The 9,321-nt window shown below is 72.5% G+C and carries 8 protein-coding genes; 5 read left to right on the top strand and 3 right to left on the bottom strand.

Going from position 1 to position 9,321, the window contains the following annotated elements:
• The 3 genes from JGS39_RS33255 to eccE form a co-directional block, all read right to left on the bottom strand.
• The coding region (locus JGS39_RS33255) for an SCO5717 family growth-regulating ATPase (RefSeq protein ID WP_308120859.1) at positions 1 to 1,186 on the bottom strand (1,186 nt) is incomplete at its 3' end.
• 482 nt (positions 1,187 to 1,668) lie between these two features.
• Positions 1,669 to 2,391, bottom strand: a complete 723-nt coding sequence (locus tag JGS39_RS33250) for a hypothetical protein (protein ID WP_219573475.1) — start codon at positions 2,389 to 2,391, stop codon at positions 1,669 to 1,671.
• Positions 2,391 to 3,701: a type VII secretion protein EccE gene (gene eccE, locus JGS39_RS33245; protein WP_219573474.1), complete on the bottom strand. Its 1,311-nt coding sequence runs from the start codon at positions 3,699 to 3,701 to the stop codon at positions 2,391 to 2,393. The genes JGS39_RS33250 and eccE overlap by 1 nt, the downstream gene beginning before the upstream one ends.
• 223 nt (positions 3,702 to 3,924) lie before the next feature.
• On the opposite strand from eccE, the gene eccB reads away from it, so the two are divergent.
• From eccB to JGS39_RS33220, 5 genes are all read left to right on the top strand, one after another.
• Positions 3,925 to 5,475, top strand: a complete 1,551-nt coding sequence (eccB, locus tag JGS39_RS33240) for a type VII secretion protein EccB (protein WP_219573473.1) — start codon at positions 3,925 to 3,927, stop codon at positions 5,473 to 5,475.
• 54 nt (positions 5,476 to 5,529) lie between these two features.
• A complete protein-coding gene (mycP, locus tag JGS39_RS33235) occupies positions 5,530 to 6,750 on the top strand; it encodes a type VII secretion-associated serine protease mycosin (RefSeq protein ID WP_219573472.1) in 1,221 nt (406 codons plus the stop codon).
• Between the two features lie 198 nt (positions 6,751 to 6,948).
• Positions 6,949 to 7,299: a WXG100 family type VII secretion target gene (locus JGS39_RS33230; protein WP_219573471.1), complete on the top strand. Its 351-nt coding sequence runs from the start codon at positions 6,949 to 6,951 to the stop codon at positions 7,297 to 7,299.
• Positions 7,300 to 7,341: 42 nt separating this feature from the next.
• Positions 7,342 to 7,647 (top strand): WXG100 family type VII secretion target, encoded by a 306-nt coding sequence (locus JGS39_RS33225; RefSeq protein ID WP_219573470.1) that lies wholly within the window; start codon positions 7,342 to 7,344, stop codon positions 7,645 to 7,647.
• Positions 7,648 to 7,933: 286 nt separating this feature from the next.
• Positions 7,934 to 9,136 carry an IS110 family RNA-guided transposase gene (locus JGS39_RS33220; RefSeq protein WP_219573469.1) on the top strand — a complete coding sequence of 401 codons (1,203 nt, stop codon included), beginning with the start codon at positions 7,934 to 7,936 and terminating at the stop codon, positions 9,134 to 9,136.
• The last annotated feature ends 185 nt before the right edge of the window (positions 9,137 to 9,321 follow it).

The following is a 9,321-nucleotide window of genomic DNA, read 5'->3' as shown; positions in this document are numbered from 1 at the left end:
CCGGCCGGCAGCCCCGGCACCGGACGGCGGCTACGGATTCCCGCAGCCCCAGCCACCCCAGCCCCAGCCGCCGCAGCACCAGCAGGACCGGCCGGTCCTGCTGCGGGAAGGGGGAAGCCTGCGGGGGCTGCGGGCTCGGGACGGCCTGGGCGGCCGGGGTCTGCGGGAAGCCGTAGCCGCCCTGCCCGGCGTCCGGAGGCGTCGGGGGCCAGTGGGAAGCCGGCCGGGGCGCCTCGGGCTGCGGTGCGGCGGGCTGGAACGACGGCGGCAGCGGCGGCAGTCCACCCGGCGCCGGTGCGGGACTCCAGGGTGCGGGCGCCGCGTCCTGGGGCGCGCCGGCCGGCGGTACGTCGAGGGGGGACGCGTCCGTGGGCGCCGGCGGGGGAACGGCGTCCGAGGGTGCCGAGTCCGTGGGTGCGGCGTCGGCGGACTCGTCGGCGTACGGGTCGGCGTCGGAGTCGTCGCCGGAGCCGTCGTGGCTCGCGGCGCCGTCTGCCGGAGGGGCGTCGAAGGGTGCGTCGGCGTCTGCCTCGCGGGGGGCGTCCTCCGAGGCGGAGTGCGGCGGGGTGTCGGAGGGCGACGCGGATGACGAGGAGTCCGGATCCGTGTCGGTCTCCCCGGAACCGTCCGCCACCTCGTCCGCCACCTCGTCCGCCACCTCGGCACCGTCACCGGCGACGGCATCGTTCTCGGCGTGCGCGGCACCGGCTGCCGGGCCGCCGTCCTCCGGCTCGGCAACGTCCTCGGCGGCGCTCTCGGCATCGGCTCCCGCCGCGGCCTCGCGCTCGGCGATCTCCCGCTTCAGCGCGGCGGACGAGAACCTCATCGTCGCGCCGCTCTCCACGTCGCCGGCCCCGAAGGGATCCGGCGCACCGCCCGCACCCGGTACCGGATGCTCGGCCGCGGCACCTTGGGCCGCGGCCGGCGGCTCCGGAGTCCAGTCGGATTCGAAACCGCCCCCGGCCGGCAGCCCGGGCACGGACACCGGGGCGCCGCTCGGCGGCGGGGGCGGTGCCAGGTGCGTTCCGGCGCCGCCCGACGAGTCGCCCGGCGCGTTCTGTGTGTACCAGGCGGGCGGGGTGTAGTCGATGGTGAACTCACCCGTCATCTCAGCGGGCTCCGCGTCGGTCGACTCGTCGACGGGCTTGTTCCAGCCCCCGCGCATCTCGTCCCGATCGCCGTTCACTTTGCCTCCTGGTGTGGTCGAGCACCCTTGTGCCGTGGTGGGTGGGGGCGACCGTTCCCTCAGGTCCTGACCTCGGGTCTTTCGTTTGGATCAGGCTGGGCCCGCGGTGTCCGGCACCGCACCTCGCCGCGTTGTCCGGTCGCCATGGCTCCGCCATGACTCCCTCCACCGCCTTGCGGCGCACGGCACCGAATGCTGCTCCCCGATCCAGCCTGATCCAAACGAAAGACCCTGGTGCGAACCGCCAGGCTCTCCCCCTGGGACGCGCATCGCCTGCCCGCAGGTTCTGCTGCCGCGCCCGGACCCACCCTAATCGTCATCGGGCTCGCCACGGCAGGCCGTACGGCACCGCGGCTGCTGTCCCGTACGTCACGTACTGCCCCCAAGTGGACCGAGTGCGGCCGGAAGTGAGGCGTAAAGCGGTCAAACATGCACATCTGCGCGGGGAAATCTGAACAATTCGCACACGTCCTGGTGGGCCGTCAGTCCATTCTGCGGGCGTCGCCCAGTAGTCCCGATTCGGCATCGGTCGCCCGGATCATCACGAACTGCCGGTCCCGCCGGGTGCACCAGAGGGTGACGCCGTCCGTCAGGGTGGACAGGGCCCGGGTGTCGTCGGGCCCCAGACACATGAGACGCCCGATGTGTTCTGCTTCATCGGGAGAGACCCGCTGAATGCCCACCAGGGACGACTTCTCCATCAGTCCGGCCGCCACCGGACTGAGATACGGCAGCAGCGTCACCACCGACTGCCACGGACCGGACGCCACCCGCCCGCGCGGTGGCCTTATGCCGCAGTCCCGCACCACGAGGACCGGCGATCCGGCCGACGGACCCTGCGGCGGCACCCGCCCCACCTCGTGCAGGGCGATGCCGGCCCTGTCACCGCCCGCGGCCCGCACCAGACCCTCCCAGGCCGGGGCCCGCCCCGTCTCGACCACGATCCGGGCGCCGGTCGCCACCGCCCGCAGCGCCAGCACCTGCGCCGTCCAGAGCCCGCCGATCAGCGTGACGTCGTACGGAGTGGGCCGGACGATGCCCAGCACGGCGGGGCGCCCCTCGCCGTCCACGCCGACCACCACGCCGTCGTCGCCGACCGGCAGGGCGAGTGACGCCAACTGCTCGGGCCGGACCGTGTGCCGGGGGCGGCGAGGGCCCGCCGCACCGAACCCCAGCCGCCCGCGGCCGCGTGCGGGTACGGACATCAGCGGGTCCCTCCGAGGGGCAGGGTGGCGAGCACACCGGGCAGCTGTTCCCGGTCGAGCCGCACCAGCGAGGTCTTCACGCCGCGGGCGGTGCGCTCCAACTCATGCCGTGCGGCGAGGAGTTCCCGGTCGTCGCGGCCGGTGACGCGGACGTGGCCGGTCACGGTGACCTCCTGCCGGTCGCCGTGCCCCAGCGTGAGGCTGAACGTGGTGGCCAGGGCCGGGACCGAGGTGAGCAGCGCGACGAGTTGCGGCATCGGCGCGCCGCCCCCGCCCAGCTCCGGCCAGCGGCGCACCCAGTACGTCGTGTGCGGCCGGTCGTCGCACCACCAGGTGCGCGAGGTCTCCCGGGTGCGGCGGGCAGGCGCCCCGTCCCGGCCCGCCCGCGCCGTGACCGACGGGCTCGCGCCGGCGGACGTGGCGATCGCCGCACCGAGTTCCTGTTCCGTGAGCACCGTCGCGGTCAGCCCCGCCCCGGCCAGCCTGCCCGCCAACTGGTCGGCCGCGCGCACCAGGCACTTCTGCGCCCCGGTCAGGCCGCCGCCCCGCGCCCGTACGGCCTCCGGACAGAGCTCCGGGGCCAGTTTCAGAGCGACCCAGGTGATCCGGACCGCCGGTGAACCCGTCCTGGCCTGCAGGGGTGCGTAGTTGCGGGCGGCGACCGACTGCTCGGGCAGATGCGAGGCGGGAGCCGGCTGGGTGTGCTGCACGATCTGTGCCGACTCCAGCCGGATGCCGTCGACGTCGAGCGCGTCCCGTACGAGTGCCAGGGGAAGCGGCCTTGCGGACCGGTCCCGGCGCAGCGCCGTGCCGTCCGCGTCGATCCTGAGGACGGCCGTCAGATACGTACCGTCGCCGATCATGCCGACCGGGCGCCGGTCACGCCCCCCGAACGAGTGGGTACGCAGCGCCGGTTCGCACTCCGTCACGGGCGCGATGCCCGGTTCGGTGTCCGCGGCCGGTCCGGCCGACGCGGCCCTGCGCTGACGGGCGCGCAGTGCGAGGACCGCGTGCACCAGCGCGGGAAGGGAGCGGCGCCGCCGGCGCGCGACGGCGAACATCACCAGCACGGCCGCCGCCACCGAGGCCGGGGCCAGCAACAACGGATCCACGACCCAGGCGCACAGCAGCAGCGCCCCCGCGATCTCGAACAGGACGAGTTGGTGGAGCCGCAACGGTCCGGTCCGGCCGCCCCAACGCGCGATGCCCTGCCCGCCGCCGTCGGCCGGCGGGCCCGGCGTCGCCGTCCGAGGGCCTCCGGGAGACCGTGTGGCAGCGGCCGGAGCCGTCCGCGTCGCGGAAGCCGTCATCGCGGCACCCCCCCGTTCATCCGGCCCGGCGCCTTCCGGACCGGCCCGTGCCAGGCTCGTCCCACCGTGGTCCCCGGCGGGGTGAATCACCCTACCCGGCCCACAACACCGTTGGATCTACAGGCATAGTAGGGAGCCGGTCCGGCATCGGGGGTCCGGTACGGGACGCCGGCCGCGGCCGTTCCCGGTGCCGTGCGGTCGGACACGGGAGACGGACGGGCTCATGGCATCGCGGCGCGACGACCTCAACGCGTACACCTTCGCGAAGCGGCGCATGGTGGCCGCATTCCTTCAGCCCTCGCCCACCGGATCCGACGAGGGCGCCCCGCGCCCGCTGCGCGCAGTACTTCCGGGCCTCGTCGCCGGCGCCCTGATCCTCGCCGGGTTCGGCGCCTACGGCATGTTCAGGCCGGCCGCCCCCAAGGACTGGGACAGCCCCGGCACCAAGGTCATCGTCGGCAAGTCGTCGACCACCCGCTACGTGGTGCTCACCACCGGCAGGGGCGCGGACCGGGAGACGCTGCTGCACCCCGTGCTGAACCTCGCCTCGGCCCGGCTGCTGCTGACCCCGCAGAACTACGGCGTCATCCAGGTCGACGACGACATCCTCGACGCGGGCAAGCCCCCGCGCGGGCCCGTCCTCGGCATCCCGTACGCCCCCGACCGGCTGCCCGAGACGAAGGACGCGGGCACCGCCAAGCGCTGGGCCGTCTGTGTGCAGCCCGGCAGCAGGGGCACCAGCGTGCAGAAGGCCGCCTTCGTCCTCGCCGCACGCGACGACGCGCTGACGGAGGGAGCCGGCAGGCTCACCGGCGGCCAGGTCCTCTACGTCAGGGGACAGGACCGCACCCGCTACCTCGTCGACGCCCGCGGCACGAAGTACCGCATCGACGAGAGGGCCGCCGACCTCGGCCATCTCACCGGCGCCCTGGTCGGCAGCGCGCAGCCGCAGCCCGTCACCGACGACTGGCTGGCCACCCTGCACGACGGCAGCCCCGTCGCCTTCCCGCGGATCCCCGGCACCGTAGGCGCCCCCGCGCACATCGAGGGGCACCTGTCCGCGCGGGAGAACCGCGTGGGCACGGTGCTGCGCACCAGGAACGGAGAGGGGACCGCCTACTACGTCGTCCTGGACGGCGAGGTCCGGGAGGTCACCGAGTTCACGGCCTGGCTGTTGATCAACTCCCCGCAGACCGCAGCCCTCGACCTGGCCGGCGAGGCGCGCCCGGCCGGTCTCCAGGACTTCGTCGCCGGATCGCGGCCCTTCGCGGGCCAGGCCGCGCACTGGCCCGCGCGCAGAGCCGTCCGCGTCAACGCCACCGACGCGGGTGCCGCCGGCCGCGACACCGTCTGCAACGTGCTGCGCCGCACGGACGGCACGGGCCGCACGACGCTGAGTACCTGGGCCGGCACCGCGTTTCCCGCCTCCGTCGGCGCCGGGGGCACGAGCACGTACGTCACCCCGGGCAGCGGCCTCCTCTACACCCAGGTCCGGGAAGGCCAGAGCAGCCCGGACGGATCACTCTTCCTGGTGACCGACACCGGGCTGCGGTACGCGGTTCAGGCGAACGGGGACAGCGACGCCGAACGGTCCGGCATCGGCACCGGCGGAGTGCGGGACGGCCACGACGAGCGCCCCGAACCCAGCCAGGCACAGATCAGGCTCGGATACGAGAAGGTGACACCCGTCCTCGTCCCGATCGCCTGGTCGGAGTTCCTCGCCAGGGGCCCCCGGCTCGACACCAACAGCGCCCGCAGGCCCCAGGGTTCCTGAGGAACCCGGCAAAGCGGCGGAACACCAGTGGACAGACGCGGGGGAGAGCACGCGATGCCGTACCGGAAATGGGTCCCGCTGGCGGCGGCCGCCGCCGCACTGGGCGCACTCGCGGCGCCGCAGGCCGCGTACACCGTCCCCCGCCCGGACGGTCTGCGCCTCGACGGCGTCGGTGCGTGCGACTTCCCGATGAAGGAGCAGTTCGAGGGGCGCCCGTGGCCGCTCCAGCGGGTGCTTCTCGACGAGTTGTGGCAGGACACGCGGGGCAAGGGCATCCGTGTCGCCGTCATCGACACCGGAGTCGACGACACCAACCCGCAGCTCAGGGACGCCGTGGACACCTCTGCCGGCATCGACTACACGGGAGGCGGCGGGAGCGACGGGACCGTGGACGAGGTCGGTCACGGCACCAAGGTCGCCGGCATCATCGCCGCCCGCCCCCGCACGGGCACCGGCTTCGTCGGTCTGGCACCCGAGGCCACCGTCATCCCGATCCGTCAGAACGACGGGCGGCGCAATGGCCTGGACAGTGCGATGGCCGCCGCGATCGACCACGCGATCGCCAAGGGCGCCCAGGTCATCAACATCTCCCAGGACACCACCAGGCCACTGGCCGACGACTCGCTGCTCGGCCGGGCGGTGGCGCGGGCGGTCGCCGAGGACGTCGTGGTGGTCGCCGCCGCCGGCAACGACGGCATGGACGGCCGGCGGAGGACGACCTACCCAGCCGGCTTCGACGGTGTCCTCGCCGTCGCCGCGTCCGACCGCAACAACGAACGCGCGCCCTTCTCCCAGGCGGGGGAGTTCGTGGGGATCGCCGCACCCGGGGTCGACATCGTCTCCACCGTCCCGGGCGACGGCCAGTGCACCGACAACGGCACCAGCTTCGCCGCGCCCTACGTCGCCGGAGTCGTCGCCCTGATGCGCGCCAAGTACCCGGACTGGACGGCGGCACAGATCATCGCCCGTATCGAACAGACGGCGGAACGCTCCGTCAACGGGCGTGACGCCTTCGTCGGATGGGGTGTAGTCGATCCGGTCCGCGCACTGTCAGGGGACGACGCCCCGCAGGACGCCCCCCACCCCGACGCACCGGCTGCCGGGGCCCGGGCTCCCGAGCCCGCGCGACTGGCGATGTCGGAGACCTCGCGGCAACGCAGCAAGCGGTACGCGACCTATGCACTGGCCTCGGCGGCCGTGCTCGTGGGTGTGGTGGCGGGCGCGGCGACCGTGGCACGCGACCTCCGCCGACGCCGTGTTCAGCGCCACCGCTGACCCGCGCGGAAGCCTCTTCCCGCCGCTGAGGCGTCCCGGGGCGAGGCGCCGAAGTGGCTAGGGTGATCAGGGACTTCACGTGAGTGACGGGGAACCAGGAACCGGCCGGAGGCTCCGCCGGAGCCGGTGCGACCACCCCTGCTCCGTATCCCTTCGTATCCCTTCGCGCCCTTTCGCGAACCGAGAGAGGACCTCCGCATGACCAACCCCGCGGGCGGTTTCGGACTTGCCGACGAGCCGGTCATCCAGGCCAGGAACAAGATCGTCAAAACCGCCGAGGCGGTCTCCGCACAGGCCAGGGAACTGGCCGACATCCTCGCGACGGCCGGGGCCGGGTGGACCGGAGCCGGCGCCTCGGGATTCACGTCCGCCCAGCTCCTGATCAACGAGGACCACGACGAGATCCGTCGGCTGCTGAACGTGCTGCTCCACGCGGTGGGCAGCACCAGAAACCTCAGCAACGACAACGACGAGGAGGTCCGCGCCGCCTTCAACGCGGTCAGGGCACCGGCTTCGGCGGGCAGCGCCTCGGGCCTCGACGGCGTCTGACCGACCCTCTTTTCCCCGCAGCCGAGTCAGAGGAGAACCCGGATGGGCCACGACCCGCACACCAAGGTCAGGTACGAAAGCGTCCAGGAGATGGCGAACCGCATCCGTGTGGTGTCGCAGAACATCTGCCGCGACCTGGAGGAGATGGACGGCGCGCTCAAGGTGGTCACCGACACCTGGGACGGCGAGGCGCACACCGCCTACGTGCTGCTCCAGAACAAGTACCGCGGCAAGGCCGACGACATGAAGGGCCGCCTGGAGCACGTCGCGAGGATCATCGAGAACGGCAAGGACAACTACCGCGCCACGGACCTCAGGGCCTCGCGCCTGTTCACCGAGGCGTACTGAAACACCCGCGCAGGGCCGCGCACAGCAGAAGGGGCACGTCCCCCCCCGTTACCTTTTTTGTGGCTCCGCAATGGGGCTACCGGCCTTCGGGTCCGGCATGACTTCCCCCCCTTGTTGCAGTTGATGATCCGGGGGGTGGTGTCACCGGGCCCGGAGGCATCGACGGACCGCTGATGAGGGGCTTGAGCACCGGCTACACCCTGGCCGGAAGAGCTCTCCGTAACGTGGGTGTGGCAGCTCGGTGCCGAGGCAAGGCCGGACGAACGCGTGATGGAGGGGCCTGCACGTGATCGACATCGGCGACATCGACGTCTTCCTCGGCCTGGACGTCGGCAAGAGCGAACACCACGCCACCGCCGTCACACCAGCCGGCAAGAAAGCCTTCGACAAGCGCCTGCCCAACACCGAACCCAAGCTCCGCGAGCTGTTCGCGAAACTCCAGGCCAAGCACGGAACGGTGCTGGTCGTGGTCGACCAGCCGGCTTCGATCGGAGCCCTGCCGCTGGCGGTGGCCCGGGACATGGGCTGCCCGGTCGCCTACCTTCCGGGGCTGACGATGCGGAGGATCGCCGACCTTTACCCGGGCGAGGCCAAGACGGACGCCAGGGATGCGTTCATCATCGCGGACGCGGCCCGCGCGATGCCCCACACGCTGCGGGCGATCGACGGCGAGGACGAGACGATCGCCGAGCTGGAGATGATCGTCGGGTTCGACGACGACCTGGCCAGTGAGGCGACCAGGGTCGCGAACCGCCTGCACGGCCTGCTGACTCAGATCCATCCGTCTCTGGAACGGGTGCTGGGGCCGCGGTTGCAGCACCCGGCCGTCCTCAGCCTGCTGGAGCGGTTCGGGTCACCGACCCAGATCCGCAAGGCGGGCAGACGGCGGCTGGTCACGCTGCTGCGGCCGAAGGCGCCGCGGATGGCCGAGCGTCTGGTCGAGGACATCTTCGCCGCGTTGGACGAGCAGACCGTGACCGTCCCGGGGACCGAGGCAGCCGCGCTGATCGTCCCGAGCCTGGCCGGATCCCTGGCCGCCGTCCTTGACCAGCGCAAACTCCTGGCCGGGCGGATCGAGGAACTCCTGGACTCCCACCCTCTTTCGAAGGTCCTGACGTCGATGCCGGGAGTCGGCGTCAGGACTGGAGCCCGCATCCTGATCGAGGTCGGCGACGGCAGCACCTTCCCGACCGCCGGCCACCTCGCCGCCTATGCCGGCCTCGCCCCTGCCACCCGGAGTTCGGGCTCATCGATCCGCGGCGAACAGCCCTCAAGAAGGGGGAACAAGCAGCTCAAACGGGCCTTCTTCCTCTCCGCGTTCGCGGCCCTGGCCGACCCCGCATCGCGGACCTACTACGACAAGAAGATCGCCCAGGGCAAGCACCACACCCAGGCTCTGCTCTGCCTCGCCAGACGCCGGGCCGACGTCCTCTTCGCCATGCTCCGCGACGGAACCTTCTACGAACCCCGGACAGCCTCAGCCGGCTGATCCTCAGCGGCCTCGCCGCACACGGGGCAGTCCCGCTCGTCGACCGAGTCCATCACGACCGGATGACCGCAGAAGTCGCACGGCCGCATGCCCTCGACTACCGACTCTCGAGCAGGCACGTCATCACTCATGACAGCCACACTGCCACCCGACCACCTTGACCAAAGACATAGGGGCACCCCCCC

It is taken from the genome of Streptomyces poriferorum, assembly GCF_019399235.1.
Lineage (GTDB): Bacteria > Actinomycetota > Actinomycetes > Streptomycetales > Streptomycetaceae > Streptomyces > Streptomyces poriferorum.
Note: the sequence above shows the minus strand (reverse complement) of the source record. Positions and strands in the feature narration are given on the sequence as shown.

Bases quoted from the DNA above. Each gene is read 5' to 3' on its own strand.
- JGS39_RS33250 (WP_219573475.1), bottom strand. From the start codon at position 2,391: ATGTCCGTACCCGCACGCGGCCGCGGGCGGCTGGGGTTCGGTGCGGCG.
- eccE (WP_219573474.1), bottom strand. From the start codon at position 3,701: ATGACGGCTTCCGCGACGCGGACGGCTCCGGCCGCTGCCACACGGTCT.
- eccB (WP_219573473.1), top strand. From the start codon at position 3,925: ATGGCATCGCGGCGCGACGACCTCAACGCGTACACCTTCGCGAAGCGG.
- mycP (WP_219573472.1), top strand. From the start codon at position 5,530: ATGCCGTACCGGAAATGGGTCCCGCTGGCGGCGGCCGCCGCCGCACTG.
- JGS39_RS33230 (WP_219573471.1), top strand. From the start codon at position 6,949: ATGACCAACCCCGCGGGCGGTTTCGGACTTGCCGACGAGCCGGTCATC.
- JGS39_RS33225 (WP_219573470.1), top strand. From the start codon at position 7,342: ATGGGCCACGACCCGCACACCAAGGTCAGGTACGAAAGCGTCCAGGAG.